Source organism: Wolbachia endosymbiont (group A) of Longitarsus flavicornis (assembly GCF_963931955.1).
GTDB lineage: Bacteria > Pseudomonadota > Alphaproteobacteria > Rickettsiales > Anaplasmataceae > Wolbachia.
The window spans coordinates 492,713-511,792 of sequence record NZ_OZ008337.1 but is presented as its reverse complement, the minus strand read 5'-3'; the positions used below and the strand labels follow the sequence as shown (position 1 = coordinate 511,792).

Genomic DNA, 19,080 nt, shown 5'->3' with positions numbered 1-19,080 from the left:
TAATACTACATTAATGCTTTAACACAAAAAGTGCAACGAAACTTTCTCTTAATTGACTATTATATGCTTACCAATATAGGGTAATTTAAATCATTTATAACTATCCAATGAACAAAAACATCAAAAACATACTGTTAATAATGGAGCTGCTATCAGGACGGCTGCTTCATGACTTTGCTAACTCTATGAATGGAATAATGTTTGGCTTAGAAGAGCTTGAAGTAATAGATAAGAACCATGCTGATACGCAGAAGGAAGCATTGTCACTGCTTAAAGAAAGCTCTGATGATTTAATATATAAACATAAAGTTATGAAGCAGGCATATTCTTCTTCAGTGGATAATTACAGCTTTGATCAGACCAAATCTAATATCGAAAATTATTTATTAAAAAAAAAGTAAAGCTCACATGGAAAATAGATGCATACTCTACAAAAGGTAAGGAAGATTTAATTGAAAAGATAAATAAGATAATTTCTAATATGGTGCTAACTATAGCCAGTGCAGTGGCGGAAGTTGAACTAGTGTCTGTTTTACTGAGTCAAATAGAAGATAAAACGCTATTAACTATAAAAATTCTAAATGAACACAAACCAATAAGCAAATCATTAGTAGACAAATTAATCAAAAAAAATGACACTAATTTAAATACAAAAGATATTAATATCTATATGACTTCTTTATTATTAGAGTACTATAACACTGAAATGCATTGTATTTGCAAAAATAATTTGCTGGAGATAGGTTTAATTATAACTTGAGTTGCATATTTGGTTATTACAACTTTTCCTTCGTTTCAAGGCAAAACATTCCCCGACAAGGGATACCAAATCTAATTTTTGTAATCACTTAAGTCTAGTACTATTCTATTAATGTAGCGCTCATTTGCATCTTTGATGATAAACTTCATACCATTTTTATATTTAATGACTTCATCTACAGAAGGCACTTTACCAGCAATCGAAAGAATCAAACCACCAAGTGTAACATAGTCTTCTTCAGGGTCACGTAATTCTATTTTTAGATCATCTTCTATATCCTTTATAAGAGCCCTTGCTGACACTTCAAACTTATTTTGAGACAATTCAGTAATGGCATATTCTGAATTTATTTCGTTCTCACTATCAATGTTTGGTATTAGCTCCTCTATAAGATCGGTCATCGAAATTAAACCATCAGTTCCACCATATTCATCCAATACGATAGCTAAGCATGATTTAGAAGATTTCATTCTAATAAAAAGATTAGTTGTCTTCATCGAGGGCGGAACAAATATTACGCTTTGTATAATATTTCTCAGATTAAAATTTTTATCCCTATTTAAAATAACATCTTTTACATAAAAAAAGCCTATTACGTTATCAAAGTTATTTCTATAAATTGGTATTTTAGTGTGGCAAGTGTTTTTTATCTTCTTTATTATTTCACGCTCGCTTGACTCAATGTTTACTGCGTATATCTCTGTACGTGGAGTCATTATATCCATTATACCACAATCGCGGAATTTTAATAGACCATTAAATATATTAAGGTCTGGCAGATTTTTCATTAATGCCTCAGTTGCACACTTTTCCAACACAGAAGCTCTTTTGAAAAGGAAGAGAAAAATTTTGTATACTATTTTTTCTACTAAGGTTCTTTTTTTACTCAATTTATTCTCTGTAATGGCAAAAACGTTTTCAGATTAGATTTATCAAGAAAACTGTTATTAAATGTTTAATAAGCATGTGAATAATGTCAAATTAATTTGTGAATTATTTGTTGATATAAAATACCAACAATTGATCAACAACTTTTTCAACAACATATACATAGTTATGTAACAATGCATGATGGTAAAATATTTTCCATAAAAGAAAATTACTAACACTCTGAATATCTTACTTATACACATAAATCATAACAGAAAATCAATAGCATACAGAAGTTATTAACATATTTATCCACAAATTGAACAACACCAATTTTTACCGAATTTTAAGTTAGTAACAAGTTGTTGATAGGACTATTATTACTACTATACTTTAATATACAGAAGAATAGATAAAATAGATTGGAAAGCAGTAAAACAACAATAGTAGAAGTTATCAAACGAAATGAGCCAAGTGAAAGAGTGCCTATTTGGCTAATGCGTCAGGCTGGCAGGTCTCTTCCTGAGTACCGTAAAGCAGTGGAAAGCATGGGCAATTTCATGAAGATGTGCTACAACACAGATTTGGTTGCAGAATTAACGTTGCAGCCAATGACAAGATTTGACGTAGATGCGGCGATAATTTTTTCAGACATTTTAATAATAGCTGATATTTTGGGTTGTGACGTGAATTTCCTGCGCAATGTGGGCCCGAGAATAAAACCTATAGAAAGTCCTAAAGAATTGAAAAGTCCACAAGACATTGAAACTAAAACCTTACCAATTCTAAACGCTATAAAAAAAGTCAGAAGTCAACTATCAAAAAAAAAGTCTCTCATAGGATTTGCTGGAGGACCGTGGACAATAGCTTCATATATTATAGAAGGCGGAAGCAGCAAAACTTTTTCCAAGGTACTAAATTTTTGCCCTTCATCTTTGAAAGAAATAATTGACCGAATAACGGAAGCAACAATTATTTATCTGATTAAACAGATAGAGTTTGGAGCAGATGTTATTCAGCTATTTGACAGTAATGCTGGTGCATTATCGGAACCATTGTTTAAAGAATATGTTATTGAACCAACAAAGAGAATTGTCTTGGCAATAAAGGATAGATTTTCTGATTTTCCAATAATAGGTTTTCCAAGGTCTGCTGGAAATCTTTATAAAGATTACTGCGAACAAACAGGTGTATCTGCAGTAAGTATAGATTATGACGTTCCAATAGAATGGGCGAAAGCGAATCTAAAAATTCCTCTACAAGGAAATCTTGCTCCTAATCTTTTAGCCTATAATAAAATGGAAGCAATAAAAGAGGCGAAACGTATAATAGATTGCTTTAGAGATTTACCCTTCATATTTAATCTTGGACATGGAGTACTCCCTGACACTCCAGTTGAAAATATTGCTGCGTTGGTAAACCTGGTAAAAAGCTACTAATACAATACACAAAATTCTAGCTTTTTTGTTGTACGGGGTTTATCATTTGAATTTAGCTTCAGTAAGATATGTCAGACCTTGCAAAAAGAATGTCCCTAATAAAACCATCACCTACGATTGCTGTAACTGATAAGGCAAATAAGTTGAAAAATGAAGGAAAAAAGATCTGTATTTTAGCTGCAGGAGAACCAGATTTTGATACTCCAGATCATATAAAAAAAGCGGCTATTCAAGCAATAAGTGAAGGTAAAACTAAATATACTACTGTTGATGGAACACGTGAACTGAAAGAGGCAATAATTAATAAGTTAAGAAGGGATAATAACCTCGAGTACACACTTAACCAAATCTGTGTTGGTACAGGTGCTAAGCAGGTGTTATTCAATTTGTTCATGGCAACAATTAACTCTGGAGATGAAGTTATTATTCCAGCTCCTTATTGGGTTTCATATGTTGATATGGTAAATCTTTTTGGGGGCTTACCAGTTGTAGTGGAATGCAAACAAAATTTTAAACTGACAGCGGAATTATTGAAAAGCAGGATAACTAAAAAAACTAAATGGTTAATTCTTAACTCACCGAACAACCCTGCAGGAGCTGTGTACACGTGTGATGAATTGAAAGACATAGCACAAATATTGCTTGAATATCCACATGTGAATGTCGTTACAGATGATATTTATGAGCATATAATATACGACGAAAAGTTTTTTACTATCGCTCAGGTTGAGCCGAAGCTTTATGATAGAGTTTTTGTAGTCAATGGAGTATCAAAAGCCTATGCAATGACAGGCTGGAGAATAGGGTATATTGCAGGTAGAAGTGATGTAGTAAAAGCTATCTCTACGCTGCAGTCTCAAAGCACTTCTAATCCAAATTCGATAGCACAAGCAGCAGCAGCAGCAGCATTAAACGGTGACCATAGTTTTTTGAAGGAAAGAACAAGGATTTTTAAGAGTCGTAGAGATTTTATGGTGAAAAAGCTAAATTCTGCCCCGGGATTATCAGCATCTGTTCCACAAGGTGCGTTTTATTTATTTGTCTCATGTGAAGGATTGCTCAGTAAAAGCACAAAAAGTGGTAAGATAATAAATAATGATTTAGATTTTACTGAATACTTACTGGAAGATCATTTGGTTGCTGTGGTTCCAGGAATTGCATTTGGTCTAGAAAATTTTATCAGAATTTCTTATGCAACCTCTCAGGAACAATTAGAAATTGGATGTGATAGTATTACTAAAGCGTGCCAGGAGTTAAAATGAAATAGACTATCCATTAATTACCCATTTCACCGCGTCAAAAATATTCACTAAGGTTATCTTGAATGCTCTAATTTGTGTTTTTCTATGGAAGGCATTTTTATTGATTGAGCAAGTGTCTTTCTAATATTGAATTCCTCATTTTTTTCATTTTGTTGCAGTAAGTTAATGTTATTTATTTTATTTACTAAATCTTTCCCCTTTTCCAGAGTCTTTAAATCACTTTCGTTAATGTGATGTTCATTGTAAAATTCTGCAACAATTTCTTTTCTTTTCGGGTAAGTATTTAAAAATTCCGACACCTGATGTTTAGCAACAGCTTGAATAAATTTCTTATTAAATCTTGAATCGTTATATAGATCTTCTAAATTTTCATCGTAGTGTTTTGCTTCATTTACAGCAAGCTTTATTATCTCTTCTATACCACTTAGAAGTTTCCTATACAATTTGTCGTATCTATTGCCTAGCACGTGTGTAGCGAATGTTTGTTCAATGTATTTTGTTATGTAATTTTGCAGCGTATTATCTATCGTGCTTATATTCATCAGCCTGCTTTAATATTATATTAACTATTTTACACATAAAAAGGTTAATATTGAATTAATAGAATACTTCTGAAGTCAAATTTTACTGAAAATTATGGTATTTAAGATATAATTGTCAGCATGAAATAAAAACATAAACAAAATGGATCTTGTAACAAAAGTGAAGCTTAAGATAAAGATGAATAAGGGTAAAATCATAAATATACTTATCATTTGTGGTGTAATTTTTTTCATATACCTTATTCATGAGCCAGTTGTAGATATGGTAGAAAAAATTATAAGTAAAATAAAAGGTCTCTTTTAAAAATAGAAAAAGTGAACTTTTTCCATCATCCAAACTTGAACCTGGAAAATTTAGTTAATGCATAAACTACTTATGTTGGCTATGAGTTCAACTGTATAAAATTCCGGTAAATTAAAATAAGTATTCATAAAAGTATTGTTTTCTATAAACAGAGTATCTATAATACTAGCTTTGGGGTAAAGTATTGCAGAGGAATTTTTAATCTGGTTGTTGGCGTCACTGTTTTATGCATACCAATATATATTACGCGTAATTCCAAACATAATTGCGCCTGAATTGATAACAAAATTTAACATAAGTATTGCAGATGTTGGCCAGTTTGGTGGGTTATACTATGTAGGCTATACGCTGGCTCACATACCTATTGGTCTTGCTCTTGACAAATTCGGGCCAAAATTTGTTTTGCCTATTTGTATTGTCTTAACATTTACCGGAACATTACCACTTATATGCTTTGATGAGTGGTATTATTCAATACTTGGCAGAATAGTCGTTGGAATTGGGTCATCCGCTTCAGCAATTGGGCTTTTTAAAGTTGCAAGCATGTATTTTGCGCAAGAAAAATCAGCAAGAATGGCCAGCTTATCTATAATTATAGGAATTTTGGGAGGGATATGTGGCGGATTACCTTTAGACTTCTTACTCGATAAATTTGGCTGGAATTATGTTATCTATACCTTCTCAGCATTTGGGTGTTTACTTGCTCTGTTGCTGTTCTTAGTAACACCTGAAAGCAATGCTCAGCAGAAAAAAGTTAGCATTAGAGACTTAAAAAACATACTTTTCAACAAGCATATTATTCTAATTAGCTTTTTTGGTGGACTCATGGTCGGTCCAATGCAAGGTTTTGCGGATGGTTGGGCAAAGGCATTCTTTTTTGAAGTATATGAAATGAATGAAGACTTAGCATCTTCTCTCTCTTCCGTAATATTGATAGGAATGTTAACAGGATCATTCTCTTTGGCTTATTTATTGGAAAAATATAAAAATAAGCATTATGAAGTAATAATTGCCTGTTCATTTGCAATGATCGCCGGTTTTTTATTACTTTTTACTCAGATTGGTGGCTTGTATGTTGTATTACCTACGCTTTTTATTATTGGTTTCGCATCTGGATATCAAGTAGTTACAATTTATAAAGCACTAAGTTATGTGAATAATAACTTGGTAGGCCTGGCTACAGCTGTGTCAAACATGATAGTCATGGGTTTTGGCTATTTTTTTCACACTGGAATCGCAAAAATAATAGATTTGTGTTGGGATAGAACAGTAATACAAGGAAATCCTGTGTATAGTGTTGAATTGCTGATAAAAGCAACATCAATTATTCCTGTATGTTTGCTAATAGCTGTTTTTGGGCTCTTATGGTTAAAAAAGCAGGATAAGCAGTCTTAAAATTGCTTGTGCATCTTAAAATTAAAGCGAGGTTTGATCTATGATGAGTGTTTTAAAAAAAATCTGTGGCTCTAAAAATAGTTTAAAATCTTTTGATAACGAGGTTTATCAGTCTATAGAAAAAGAATTACAACGCCAAAAATCACAATTGCAATTAATTGCATCAGAAAATTTTGCAAGCAAAGCGGTAATGGAGGCACAAGGCTCTTTTCTGACTAATAAATATGCAGAAGGTTATCCAGGCAGAAGATATTACTGTGGTTGTGAGCATGTGGACAAAGTTGAAAGTCTGGCTATAGAAAGACTTTGTAAGTTGTTTGGTGTAAAATTTGCAAATGTTCAGCCTCACTCTGGTTCTCAGGCAAATCAAGCAGTGTTTGCTTCACTGCTTACTCCAGGCGATACAATACTTGGATTATCACTGAGTTGCGGTGGGCATCTAACTCATGGTGCGGCACCAAGCCTTTCTGGTAAATGGTTTAAGTCAATTCAATATACAGTGAATAAAGACACTTACTTGCTGGATATGGATGAGATAGAAAAGCTGGCGCTGGAGCATAAACCGAAATTGATCATAGCTGGTGCTTCTGCTTATCCGAGAAAAATGGACTTCAAACGCTTTCGCGAAATTGCAGATAAAGTTGGTGCTTATTTGCTTGCAGACATTGCTCACTATGCAGGGCTTATTGCAGCGGGCGAATATCCATCCCCTGCTGAATATGCACATGTTATGACTTCCACAACTCACAAAACTTTGCGTGGTCCTCGTGGTGGAATAGTGATGACCAATGATGAAGCATTACACAAAAAAATTCAATCTGCAGTTTTTCCAGTATTGCAAGGCGGGCCACTTATGCATGTGATAGCTGCAAAAGCTGTTGCATTTAAAGAAGCATTAGCGCCAGAGTTTAAAACTTATAGCAAGAAAGTCGTGGAAAATGCGAAAGTGCTGGCTCAAGAATTGCAAAAGCATGGACTTGACATTATAACCGGTGACACTGACTCTCATATAGTGCTAGTTGACTTAAGATCGCAGAAATTAACTGGAAAAGACGTTGTAGATAGCCTTGAGAGGGCTGGCATTACCTGCAATAAAAACTCTGTGCCATTTGACACAGAAAAGCCAACCATCACCTCAGGGCTACGTTTTGGCACCGCTGCTGAGACAACACGCGGACTTGAGGCAGAAAATTTTAAAGAAATAGCCGGCCTAATAAATGAAGTGGTTCAGGGATTAATCAGCGGAAATAGCCCTGATATTGAAAGAACGGTGAAAACTAAAGTTGAAAAGATTTGTAGTAATTTTCCTATTTATTAATTTATGTGGCGTTATTCAAGTAGCTCGCAGAAACGAAAAAACTTACTTGACAAACTCCGCCAGTCCCCTTATCATAACAGTGAAGCTATTTTATTTAACTTCCCAATCTGTGCAGATTAAAACGACAAGAAAACTTGTATTTGGCGTACTATGCTTAATTTTTTGCACTATGTGTACCTTATGTCTTTATCAAATTTCTAGGTTTTTACCTATATAAGCTGAAACGCGCTTATAAAGCGTTCAAGACATCACCCAACGTCAAATTTTAAAATAGAGAGTGAATAACTAGCTACTGCGGGTTTTCTATGCCTTTTTTTTCTGCCTGGTAAATTTCTTAAATATTAAAGCTAAGGTTAGTTGCATTTAAAAGCAGCTAAATTGCAGTGTTTAAGACTTAAAAAACGCCAATACTGAAAATAGATAATAGACTTCTTTCAAAATTCATGTATGGAGCTCAAAATTGTGAATTGCAGCAATCAAATTAAACCTTAAACCAAAACGTTTTCGTCGGTTTCTATACCTGTCCGAGATGATTTTAAACCTTTTCAATAAGCCAATTACGTTTTCAACAATTGCCCTTTGGCTCATAAGTGCCCTGTTCTCTTTTTTTTGTTCTTTGCTTAACGGATTCTTTTTCATTTTCCTGTGCGGTAATACAACATTTTTGTGTATCTTCTGCATTCCCCTGTAGCCGGCATCAGCTAAGATTTTGGTGTCCGGTAATATTGCTACCTTTGATTCTCTAAACATCCGAAAATCGTGTTTTCTACCATTCGAGAAAGATGTGCATATGACTTTTTTACTCTTCTTCTCTGTTACTATTTGTGTTTTTATAGTATGCCTTTTTTTCTTTCCAGAGTAGAAGGGCTTTTGCTTTTTTTTGGTCTCTCTACTGGCGTTTCAGTTCCGTCTATTACTAAAACTTCATATTCTACATCACTCTTTAATAGCTCTTTTTTTCCTGGTAATGCAAAATCTGGATGTTTTATTAATATGTCTTCTACCTATCTTATTATTTTAAAACTGTTACTTTCACTCATGCCATAGCTTTGCCCAATATGAAAATATGTACGATATTCTCTTATATATTCCAGTGCCATAAGTAGCCTGTCTTCTATGCAAAGTTTACTTTTTCTTCCACTTCTAGCTTTTTTTCTTTTATCCTCCACTTCTAGAATTTCTACCATTCACTCAAATGTTGCTTTTTTTACCCCTGTTAAACGTCGAAACTTTTCTCCTTCTAACTTTTCTATTTCCTTATATTTCATGCTTTCAAATACTTCATCTTACACTCCCTCTAACAATTTTGAAAGAAGTCTAATGACTAGGGTTTCTTTTGCCTTTTTTTTTATTTGGTAAATTTTTTAATATTTATACGGAAGGTGTCATTCCAGCGCGTGACGCTGGAATCCCAAAAAAGGATGATGTCATCCCAGTGCTTGACACTGGGATGGCTTTGTTGCATAGCAACTGAAAAAATCTGGTGGCTACTGACAAAATTCATTATAAAATAGCCATTTAACCCTGGAAGAAAAAATATGCCACAAAAAATGAGGGTCAGTAACCATAGCGAATATAACAAATTTCTAGAAAAAAGAGGAAATATTTTTCATTATATCAACGAAGCCATAGAAAAGTGGTACGAGAATGGTCCAAAAATACCAGGTGGCAACAATATTTATAGCGATAAAGTTGTAATTTTGGTGCACATAATAACTTGTTTATTTAGAATAGGCCTGAGGCAAACAGTTGGGTTTATAGCAGGATACCTTGAGCAAATTGGGAAAAATTTGCAAGTTATCAGCTATTCACAATCATCAAGAAGGTTTAAGAAACTCAATATTAAGATCAATGATTGCAGAAAATAATATGGAAGATATCGAAATTGCTATAGACAGTACAGGAATTAGTATATACAACAACACTCCTGAAGGAAAATAGCGAAGATAGAAAGTATCGCAGCTATGAACAGACAAGAAAATTGCATGTAATGTTGAATACAAACAGCAAAAAAGCCATAGCTGTAAAATACAGTAACGGCTGATCACTATGGAGCTTGTGATTTGCTAAAAGAAGTCGATTTTCAGTATGTCATAAAAGTACTATATGCAGATAGGGCATATGATAGAGAAAAGCTCTATAAGCTGTGTAATCAATACGGTATAAAAACGAAAATTCCTCCGAAAAACAACGCAGCAGAGCATCCAAAATTGGATTATATGCTTGATAGAAATGCCGCTATTCAGTTAATGAAATTACATGGTGAGAATGGTATAAAAAGATGGAAAGAAGAAGTAAATTACGGAAAAAGATCGTATATTGAAGGATTTTTCTCAAGGTTGAAGCGAATATTTGGGTTTAGTTTTAGGAGCAAATCTGAGATTAATCGTGAGAAGGAACTGCTACTCAAGTGTTATTTGCTTAACAAATTTACTGAAATAGGCATGGCTAAGTTTGAGATAGCTTCATGAATTTATTGTACGTTACCTACTATCCGAAGTGCGATGCAACAAAGCCATCCCAGTGTCAAGCACTGGGATGACATCATCCTTTTTTGGGATTCCAGTGTCAAGCTACTTGGATGACAGCAGTCCTACGTCATACCGCCGCGAACCGTCATACCGCGATTCATTCGCGGTATCTCTAGATCCCGCTAACAAGCAGCGGGATGACGATTGTCGTTTAGCCATAAACATTAAGGAATTTACCAAATAAAAAAAAAGGCAAAAGAAGCCCTGGTCATTGTCTATTTTCAGTATTGGCGTTTTTTAAGTCTTAAACGCTGCAATTTAGCTGCTTTTAAATGCAACTAACCTTAGCTATAAATGTTTAAGAAATTTACTAGGCAGAAAAAAAAGGCAAAGAAAACCCGTGGTAGCTAGTATTCAAATTCTCCCTTGTCTATTTGACGTCTTTTACTGTCTTAAACGCTTTATAAGCGCGTTTCGGCTTGTATAGGTAGAAACCTAAAAGTTTTATAAAGACATGAGGTGCACATAGTGCAAAAAATTAAAAATAAGACGCCAACTACGTTGTTTTTTTGCTGTTTAATCTGCACAGATGAAGATAACTGAATACCTTCACTGTCATGATAAGGGGGCTGGCGAAATGTGTCAAGCAAGTTTTTTCGTTTCTATTTCCAATAAAAGTTTGTTATATGGTTATGCAAGAAGTCTAATGAATCGCGGCATGACGTCTTAGCTATAGATGCTGGTTTGTGTGATTTCAAGAGAAGCTTAGTAGATAAGTTGTGTTTTAAACCAGATTCGGTATTTTAAACTGAACATTTTCAATAATACCACCTGGCATAACTGAAATTTTTACACTCAGGTTTACTTTTAGGTAGTCCATTAATTCATCAACCAATATGTCAGGAGCGGAAGCACCTGCAGTGATTCCTATCTTTTCTACGCCCTGAAACCAGCTTTTATTCACACATCTGTAATTATCAATTAAGTAGGCTCTTTTTCCTCTGGCAGTGCACAGATCTAATAAGCGGTTTGAATTTGAGCTATTTTTACTTCCTACAACTAATACCATGTCTACAATTTCAGCTAGCTTTTTAACAGCATTTTGTCTGTTTTGCGTTGCATAGCATATGTCCTTTAAATCTGGACCTGTTATGCCTAGAAACCTTAATTTCAGGGCAGCAATAATGTCACGGGTATCGTCGATGCTTAACGTGGTTTGTGTAACATAAGATAAATTATCTGGATCTTTAACCTTTAAATCATATACATCCTGCAAAGTTTGCACTAAAGTGATAGGATTGTTTACTCTTCCCCTAATTCCCTTAACTTCTGGATGGTTTTCATGCCCAATGAGAATTAATTCTTTACCACTGTTTTCATACCTTTTTGCTTCTTTATGCACTTTGCTGACTAAAGGACATGTTGCATCAATCACTTGAATACCCTTTCTTTTTGCCTCATCTTCTATATTTTTTGACACTCCGTGCGCGCTGAAGATCAGTATTCCTCCATTATCTTCAATTTCCTCGATACTGTTTACAAAAACCACTCCTTGTCTCTTAAAGTCCTCTACTATATATTTATTGTGAACAATTTCGTGTAGCACATAAACTTGGCACTTGTTTTTGTATTTTTCTAAAGTAATAGCTAATATGTCCACAGCTCTTTTTACCCCGGCACAAAAACCTCGCGGCTCAGCTAAGATGATTTCCATTTTTGTCAAATCAAGCAAATATGCAAGCATTACTTAAAAATAAGCTCCGCTCACTGTATTTTATAGTACCACTATTTATATTTTATATAATAATTATTTTTCGCATATTCTCTTTCACATTTGATCAACTTACTACTTCAGAAAATTTTAGAAAAGATAATATAGTACATAAACAACCCGATATTTTAGATAGAAATGGAGTGGTAATAGCAACAAATGTGCCCACAACATCACTATATATAGATGCAACCAAAGTAAAGAATCCGGAAAGTATAGCAGCACAACTGTGTTCTACTTTGCATGACCTCGAATACAAGAACTTATATAGAGTACTTACTTCAGAAAAGAAATTTGCTTGGATAAAGCGGCACTTGACTCCAAAAGAATTACTAGCGATCAAAAACGCTGGTGTACCAGGAGTAAATTTTTATGACGACATAAAGCGTATATATCCTCACAGTAATTTATTTTCACACGTGCTTGGTTACACTGACATAGATGGCAATGGTATTGCAGGAGTTGAGGCGTATATAAGTAAAAACAAACAACATTCTGTTATCCAAGTACCTGATATACAGTTGTATGAATGTTGCAACTTGAAAGCAATTCCTGCACAGCAATTCCCCACACAACAGATCCAGTGCGTGACACTGGGATCCAGATATAAAAATACTGACAAATTACGTGATGAACAACGGATTCCAGAAACATATGTCAAAAACAATGTTTGTGATGAAATTGCGCATAAAACTGGATTCCAGTGTCAGTGCACTGGAATGACACCAGACCAAATTTCTGCACAATCTTCTGTCATCCAACAGGGATGGTCACGCTCTGCTGATCAATATGTTCAACTATCCTTAGATACACGAGTGCAAAGCATAGTGCATGAAGAGCTAACTAAAGCTGTAAGCAGATATCAGGCACTTGGCGGAGTAGGAATTGTTTTAAATGTGAGAAATAGTGAAGTCATCTCGATGGTCAGCCTACCTGATTTTAATCCCAACTTACAGAATAAGGCAGAAGACGTACAAAAGTTTAATCGCGCCAGTCTTGGGGTATATGAGATGGGGTCGGTATTAAAATACTTTACAATAGCCGCAGCGCTTGATGCGAACGCTACAAAAACTAGCGATTTATATGACGTATCAACACCAATCACCATTGGAAAGTATAAAATTCAGGATTTTCATAAATCTAAAATTCCAAAAATTACTGTGCAAGATATATTTGTAAAATCATCCAACATTGGTGCAGCAAAAATTGCAGTCAAACTAGGTATTGAAAAACAGGTAGAATACTTTAAAGCTATGAAGCTATTTTCTCCTTTGAAAATAGAAATACCAGAAAAATCCACACCGATAATCCCGGATAAATGGAGTGAAAACACTTTAATAACAGCATCTTATGGTTATGGCATAGCTGTAACTCCTATACATCTTGCACAAACTGCAGCAGCATTAATCAATAATGGGATATTTCATAACGCAACCTTGATGTTGAATAAGAGAAGTATAGGAGAGCAAATTATCTCAAGAAGAACTTCCAGGGAAATGAGAAAATTATTACGCGCAGCAGTAACAGATGGCACTGGCAGAAAAGCAAAAATAAAGGCATATTCAATAGGAGGAAAAACTGGATCGGCGGAAAAAGTTGTAGATGGTAAATATAGCAAAGATGCGAACATAGCATCATTTATAGGAGTGCTAACTATGCTTGACCCAAGGTACATAGTGCTAATTGCTATTGATGAGCCTCAAGGGATGCACCATACCGGGGGAGTAATTGCTGCGCCTATAGTAAGAAACATTATAAATAGAGTAGCACCTATACTAAATGTTACACCTGAGATGTAAAATTATGATTGCTTTACTATAATTTCAAATTTATCATTACCAAAATCCTTATTAATATACCAAGAACCATCATCTTTAGTTATAAATTCAAGACCTTTAAGGTCTCTTTTTATTGTCTTTCCATTTTGACCATCGATAGCGATATTAATATCGAATGTAATAACGTCTAGATTTATCATAGCTTCTTTCCCGCTGTACGAATTTAGACTGAACTTGCCTAACATGACATCATTAAAACTCACTTCTCTTGTATAAACATCACAATGACCATCTACACAAAACACACCTTCAATATAGAAAAGATCTGACATACAAAATACCTTGCATCTACAAAAAAAAGAACTAAACATATACGGCCACACCGCTAACAAGTAGCAAAGTGTCAATAAACCTAAGTTACTTTAGCTACATAGTCATAATACAGCTAGAAATGTAAAATTCAACAGTTAAGTGATTAATAGAGAAGTCTTATTTAGTACACCTTATAGGAATGGCTGTTTAGTTTTTTTGTTAATCTTTTTTACCATGCTGTCAATCATATGCTTTATCCCTTGATATACAGAGTATGTACTTTCGTCACTACGCATATAAGCAGAACAAGAAAATACATTATACTCTTCGTCTTCTATTGATAACCCTGTATCGCACTTTATGTGTTCGCCGCCAAGCTTTTCTATCAACTGTTCTTTGTCATCTCCTATAGTTACCTTAACCTTACTTTCTTCTTTACCTATCTTACTACTTAAAATTGAAACAATGATAGCTGGAGATATGCATATCGCTCCTATTGGCTTTTTTGTAACAAAGAATTCTGAAACTAATCTTTCAAATTCAGGCATTACTGTCACCATGCCTTTATTTTCAGCTAAGTCAGATAAATTTTTCGCAACCCCGTATCCACCAGGTACAACTAGCATGTCAAAATTTTCAGCTTTGGCTTCTTTTAAGTCATATATTTCGCCTCTTGCGATTCTTGCTGCTTCCACAAGTACATTCCTTTTTTCTTTTGTTGCCTCTTTTGTTCTATGATTCATAACTTGTGTGATATTGATATCAGGTGCAAAGCATTTAACATCCACTTCCTGCTGATCAAGCACAAGCAAACTTAAAACCGCTTCTCTTACCTCTGCACCGTCAAGGTGACCACACCCTGATAAAACCACAGCAGCTTTTAATTTTTTTTCACCCATAAAGTACCTTAATTTCATGTAATCTAGATATTTTAATACAAATTCTATATTTGGAAAGAGGTTATTATATTAATTACCTCATATTTATTATAATATAATTAATAACTAGCATGTATAATTAGGCATATCCATAGTTAATGAAGCTGAATATGGCACCTACAAACAGTACGTTTTTTGACACTGACTACCCAGAACTAAAAAAAACTATTTCAGATATGATAGAAAGCATCGCACAATCCTCACAGGAAGAAAAAGGAAAGTTGTTTGAGGCCCTATCAGAACAAGTTAGAGGGATGAATCTCAAAGATTTAGGTTTAGCAATTAATGACCAAGGCTTGCAAAAGGAGGTTAACAAAGAATTATTTATAGAATTCATTGAAGAAGCGCTTGAAAATTCAAAGCCTGAAGATATCGAGCCAAAGATAATAGAAGAAGCACTACAATCTGTTAATCAGCAAGCAATAAGTAATGTTATAAATAATAATAAAGGTCCGCTGGATAATCTAGTCAATTATTTTCAATCAGCATCTGCAAATGAAAAAATAGGAATAGCTTCTGCTGGAATGGTATTAGGAGTAGCATTTTCTCCGCTTATTGTGCTTGCTACATTAATAGCGCTTGTGGCTATTGGAGCACGTTATGTAGGAATAGGTATAGGAAAGGCAGGGGAAAAAATAAAAGAAGGTGCGATTGATGCAGGAAAAGCAGTGAAAAGTTTATCTAAAAATTTAGGGGATAAATTGCCTGAGGTTGGGCCAAAAAAAGATAACTTTAGTAAATTATACAACAGTTTGGCTCAAGAGATTATAGGCTATAATATGTCCGAAGAAGGTGAAAAAATAAAAAACGCCCAGAGTAAAGCAAAGGTCATAGGCATGCTTCAAAATGAAGGGCAGCGATCTGCTATACAAGAGTTAGTAAAGAATGGAACTATTCAAAATTTTTCAGAAGATGACATGAAAAAGCTTAGAGAAAAAGGTACTAGTACTTATGAAAGTGATAAGGAAGCACTTGAGGAACTTATGGAGAAATTTCAATCTAAAATTATGGCCATTGGTGAGGGTAAAATAGAGGAGGTAGAAAAAATTGTTGATGAGAAAGTTGCAGCAATGAAGCCATCTTCTCACTTAGGTATTTCAAGTGCTGCACGAGTTAGTGAAGGAGGAATCACAGGACCAAGTTGATGCATTTTTTTACGCAAAAATTACTATCAGAAAGTGGGGTTACGCTACTCCTTTTTATCCACTTTTTTGAGCAATCCACTTCCACATCTAACACACATCTCAGTGATTATAATATCCAATTTTTGATCATGTTTTTCTACAGGTAAATCTTTACAATATTGTTTCTCATAGGCTACACCTATAAATATTTTTCCAAGTGGCCGCAGTTTTTCTATCATTGTATCATACCAACCACCGCCAAAACCCAATCTATTAAAATGATCATCAAAAGCAATAACAGGAGTAATGATTGTGTCGGGAATTACATCTTCATTTGTTTCGTTCCATTCCTCAAATTTTAGTAACTTATTTTTATTAGGAATTGCTACTTTATAATCTAAATCGAGTAAACTATGCATCAAAGGCACAACATCTATTTCCTCATCCATTGGAATGTAAGCTGCTATTGTTTTGCCTTTAACGTAGCTTAAGTTCTGATTAAAGAGATTAATAAGGGAATTTGCCGCATAACTGGAATAACTTTCATCAATATCTTTTCTTATAGCTCTATATTGCTCTCTTATTTCCTTTTTGTGCTGTTTAATATCTTTGAACATGATCTATCCATTTTGCAGTAAGTTTTTCTTGTAAACTATTTTGCTTCAAGCGCTCACTTAAAAAGTCAAAGTCAACACACTCCATATCCTGGTCTTGATTACTGCAACTATAAACAAAACTCTTTTCTCCTGTTTTTGCATTTATATGTTGTTGCACACACTGAGCGCAGATTTCTTTCATCATACACTGCATAGGAGAATTAACTGATGATATTGCTATGTGGCCTGATTTCAGATATGGCTTTAAAATTGTTTTTCTAGCTTCATTCACAGCTTTCATCATTTTGTCAGAACCAATAGTGATAATTTTATCTATAACGTTCAAATTAATACCTAATCTTCCTTGTTGATAAGAGACTATTGCATCAACTATATTACCATGAAAGGATTTATCTTGATCTCTGCTTGTTTCTATCAATCCTTCTTCACATGCCCAAACTACTGCATTTGATGCACGCTCTATCAGTGCTCGTTTAAATACATCACTTAACTTCTTATAGCCAGCGAAGTACAAAACCTTGTTATTATTTTCAAGACATGCCTTCCCTATCGAAAATAACACTGCATTTCCAACTCCACCACCAATTAGCATTATGTTCTTCATGTGCTATTTTAACTATATTTGTTCAAATTTTTTGAAATTTTATAGAACAAAGGCACACAAAGACAGAGACAAAGACACTCTCTGACTTCAACTATACCGATAACTGATAGCTGCATTTTTACGCATATCATCCAATAGCAGGTTGCTTTGTATCATAATCTTTTGTTGGTACATCTGCTGTTTAATTGCTTCTATACCCGCTACATTACTCTTGATATCACACAACATCATCAACTTTGCAGTGCCATTTTCTCTCAATTCTACTATTTCATTCACACTTGTTTTACTAAATAAAATCTGTAAATCAGGATTTAAATCTCGCATTTTTATTTCAAATTCCTTTGCGTTTGGCAACTTAAAATTATCTGCCAATTTATCAAAATTTAAACAATTAACTTTTTGCTCCTTGAGATTATCTAATAAACTTTCTGAACCTTCAACCACAATCTGTTTTAATTTTAAAGTGCTTTCCAGCAGTGCATGATTAAGTTGTACTTTATCTATTACTTTTATAACAGAGTAACCTTCACTAAAACTGAATGGACCTGCTATGTCGCTGACTTCTAATCCTTCTAAAACGCTCTTGAGTTTGCCTTTCAACTGACTTAAATTAACTGTTGCTTTACGCATCTTTATTAGAGATTCTGGGTTATTACTGTTGCGTAATTTTTTTACTAAATCTTCAGCTATACCATAAACGTCCTTGTCTTTTTGATCAGGAATTATAAACTCTTGGAACGTGATAAGATAATCCGGCTTTTCTGTTTGCCTTTTTACATCATTTACTTCTTTATCGCTTATATTAATAAATGGCACAATTCTTACTTCAATAATTTTGCTCCACAGTAACTGACATTTTATTTGTTTTCTTAAAATACTAAGATCTATATTATGCTTTTCTATGTATTGATCAACTTCATTAGCCTTAAGTTTAAAACTTTGGGTTAAAAATAACATGACAGCATTATCTAACTCCTCGTTGCTCAATTTTATATTCAGCCTCTGCGCTTCATTGATAATGATAATTTCGTCTATTAGCTCCCTAAGAACTTGAGACTTTGCTTCTTTTTGATTAACGCTTTGAGTGCCAAACAATGAATTTATAAAGTTGATGCGCTTTTCGATATCTAAATTTGAAATTGGTTCACCATTTACATCTGCAACAATTTCAATCTCGGTTGCAAGCAACCTAAGTGGCAACACTATTAACAGTAAAATTAGTATTCTATACATACAAGCAAAGTTGTTTAGTTAATAACCAATTCTATAATAAATACTGAGTCAATGCTAGCCAACTTTTTAATAGTTAAAGACGGAAATAAAAAAAACATTACAACAAGATCAGGTAAACAGGCTAATATAGCGAATTTAAACCGTGCTAAAAACAGTATACGGAAGGAGAGGGATTCGAACCCTCGATACGACTTTTGGGTCGTATAACGGTTTAGCAAACCGCCGCCTTCAGCCGCTCGGCCACCCTTCCAAATTTAGAACCTAAAGATTATATAATACCAAGACCTCCACCGCCTGTCTAATGCTTTTAATTGCAATATTTACCCATTAAAAATAACAACA

18 protein-coding genes, 1 tRNA gene and 2 pseudogenes are annotated in these 19,080 nt (G+C 34.1%); 11 read left to right on the top strand and 10 right to left on the bottom strand.

The genetic code is table 11. The features are described 5' to 3' along the window. Positions 1–107: 107 nt before the first annotated feature. Together AABM58_RS02535 and AABM58_RS02530 are read left to right on the top strand one after the other, a co-directional pair. A complete protein-coding gene (locus AABM58_RS02535) occupies positions 108–401 on the top strand; it encodes a hypothetical protein (protein ID WP_338406228.1) in 294 nt (97 codons plus the stop codon). A gap of 80 nt (positions 402–481) precedes the next feature. Then, positions 482–760, top strand: coding sequence for a hypothetical protein (locus tag AABM58_RS02530; RefSeq protein ID WP_338406227.1), 279 nt, complete (start codon positions 482–484; stop codon positions 758–760). A 71-nt stretch (positions 761–831) separates the two neighbouring features. On the opposite strand, the gene AABM58_RS02525 is transcribed toward AABM58_RS02530, so the two are convergent. After that, on the bottom strand, positions 832–1,650 hold the full coding sequence (locus tag AABM58_RS02525) for a transporter associated domain-containing protein (protein ID WP_338406226.1): 819 nt from the start codon (positions 1,648–1,650) through the stop codon (positions 832–834). Positions 1,651–2,052: 402 nt separating this feature from the next. Here AABM58_RS02525 and hemE point away from each other — a divergent pair, with 402 nt between their 5' ends. Together hemE and AABM58_RS02515 are read left to right on the top strand one after the other, a co-directional pair. After that, complete coding sequence (hemE, locus tag AABM58_RS02520; RefSeq protein WP_338406225.1) at positions 2,053–3,069, top strand: uroporphyrinogen decarboxylase; 1,017 nt, start codon at positions 2,053–2,055, stop codon at positions 3,067–3,069. Positions 3,070–3,137: 68 nt separating this feature from the next. Further along, a complete protein-coding gene (locus AABM58_RS02515; RefSeq protein ID WP_338406224.1) occupies positions 3,138–4,331 on the top strand; it encodes a pyridoxal phosphate-dependent aminotransferase in 1,194 nt (397 codons plus the stop codon). Positions 4,332–4,384: 53 nt separating this feature from the next. Here the strand turns inward: AABM58_RS02515 and AABM58_RS02510 are convergent, their stop codons facing one another. Then, a complete protein-coding gene (locus tag AABM58_RS02510) occupies positions 4,385–4,873 on the bottom strand; it encodes a hypothetical protein (RefSeq protein ID WP_338406223.1) in 489 nt (162 codons plus the stop codon). A 142-nt stretch (positions 4,874–5,015) separates the two neighbouring features. Here AABM58_RS02510 and AABM58_RS02505 point away from each other — a divergent pair, with 142 nt between their 5' ends. The 3 genes from AABM58_RS02505 to glyA all read left to right on the top strand — a co-directional run bounded on the left by AABM58_RS02505 (position 5,016) and on the right by glyA (position 7,890). Next, on the top strand, positions 5,016–5,177 hold the full coding sequence (locus AABM58_RS02505) for a hypothetical protein (protein ID WP_006280042.1): 162 nt from the start codon (positions 5,016–5,018) through the stop codon (positions 5,175–5,177). Between the two features lie 183 nt (positions 5,178–5,360). After that, a complete protein-coding gene (locus AABM58_RS02500; protein WP_338406884.1) occupies positions 5,361–6,572 on the top strand; it encodes an MFS transporter in 1,212 nt (403 codons plus the stop codon). Positions 6,573–6,612: 40 nt separating this feature from the next. Further along, the gene (gene glyA, locus AABM58_RS02495) at positions 6,613–7,890 is read left to right on the top strand and encodes a serine hydroxymethyltransferase (protein WP_338406222.1); all 1,278 of its coding nucleotides are present in this window, start codon (positions 6,613–6,615) and stop codon (positions 7,888–7,890) included. A 441-nt stretch (positions 7,891–8,331) separates the two neighbouring features. On the opposite strand, the pseudogene AABM58_RS02490 reads toward glyA, so the two are convergent. After that, positions 8,332–9,158, bottom strand: a pseudogene (locus AABM58_RS02490) (IS5 family transposase). An 84-nt stretch (positions 9,159–9,242) separates the two neighbouring features. Between AABM58_RS02490 and AABM58_RS02485 the strand changes: the two are divergent. Beyond that, entirely contained in the window at positions 9,243–9,404 is a 162-nt protein-coding gene (locus AABM58_RS02485) for a hypothetical protein (protein ID WP_338406221.1), read from the top strand. A gap of 24 nt (positions 9,405–9,428) precedes the next feature. After that, positions 9,429–10,361, top strand: a pseudogene (locus AABM58_RS07915) (IS5 family transposase). 784 nt (positions 10,362–11,145) lie between these two features. Here the strand turns inward: AABM58_RS07915 and ispH are convergent. Further along, positions 11,146–12,075 (bottom strand): 4-hydroxy-3-methylbut-2-enyl diphosphate reductase, encoded by a 930-nt coding sequence (ispH, locus tag AABM58_RS02470; protein WP_338406883.1) that lies wholly within the window; start codon positions 12,073–12,075, stop codon positions 11,146–11,148. A 20-nt stretch (positions 12,076–12,095) separates the two neighbouring features. On the opposite strand from ispH, the gene AABM58_RS02465 reads away from it, so the two are divergent. Next, the gene (locus AABM58_RS02465) at positions 12,096–13,931 is read left to right on the top strand and encodes a peptidoglycan D,D-transpeptidase FtsI family protein (protein ID WP_338406220.1); all 1,836 of its coding nucleotides are present in this window, start codon (positions 12,096–12,098) and stop codon (positions 13,929–13,931) included. A gap of 2 nt (positions 13,932–13,933) precedes the next feature. On the opposite strand, the gene AABM58_RS02460 is transcribed toward AABM58_RS02465, so the two are convergent. Both AABM58_RS02460 and elbB read right to left on the bottom strand, forming a co-directional pair. Continuing rightward, on the bottom strand, positions 13,934–14,242 hold the full coding sequence (locus AABM58_RS02460) for a hypothetical protein (protein WP_338406219.1): 309 nt from the start codon (positions 14,240–14,242) through the stop codon (positions 13,934–13,936). 171 nt (positions 14,243–14,413) lie between these two features. Next, complete coding sequence (gene elbB, locus AABM58_RS02455; RefSeq protein ID WP_338406218.1) at positions 14,414–15,121, bottom strand: isoprenoid biosynthesis glyoxalase ElbB; 708 nt, start codon at positions 15,119–15,121, stop codon at positions 14,414–14,416. A gap of 149 nt (positions 15,122–15,270) precedes the next feature. On the opposite strand from elbB, the gene AABM58_RS02450 reads away from it, so the two are divergent. Next, entirely contained in the window at positions 15,271–16,305 is a 1,035-nt protein-coding gene (locus AABM58_RS02450; RefSeq protein WP_338406217.1) for a hypothetical protein, read from the top strand. Positions 16,306–16,349: 44 nt separating this feature from the next. On the opposite strand, the gene AABM58_RS02445 is transcribed toward AABM58_RS02450, so the two are convergent. The 4 genes from AABM58_RS02445 to AABM58_RS02430 form a co-directional block, all read right to left on the bottom strand. Further along, positions 16,350–16,901 (bottom strand): 5-formyltetrahydrofolate cyclo-ligase, encoded by a 552-nt coding sequence (locus AABM58_RS02445; RefSeq protein ID WP_155968432.1) that lies wholly within the window; start codon positions 16,899–16,901, stop codon positions 16,350–16,352. Next, positions 16,885–17,505, bottom strand: coding sequence for a ferredoxin reductase domain-containing protein (locus tag AABM58_RS02440; protein ID WP_182319821.1), 621 nt, complete (start codon positions 17,503–17,505; stop codon positions 16,885–16,887). The genes AABM58_RS02445 and AABM58_RS02440 overlap by 17 nt, the downstream gene beginning before the upstream one ends. An 87-nt stretch (positions 17,506–17,592) precedes the next feature. Continuing rightward, positions 17,593–18,738: a SurA N-terminal domain-containing protein gene (locus AABM58_RS02435; protein ID WP_338406216.1), complete on the bottom strand. Its 1,146-nt coding sequence runs from the start codon at positions 18,736–18,738 to the stop codon at positions 17,593–17,595. Positions 18,739–18,897: 159 nt separating this feature from the next. Continuing rightward, positions 18,898–18,988 (bottom strand) — tRNA-Ser (locus tag AABM58_RS02430). Positions 18,989–19,080 lie beyond the last annotated feature (92 nt).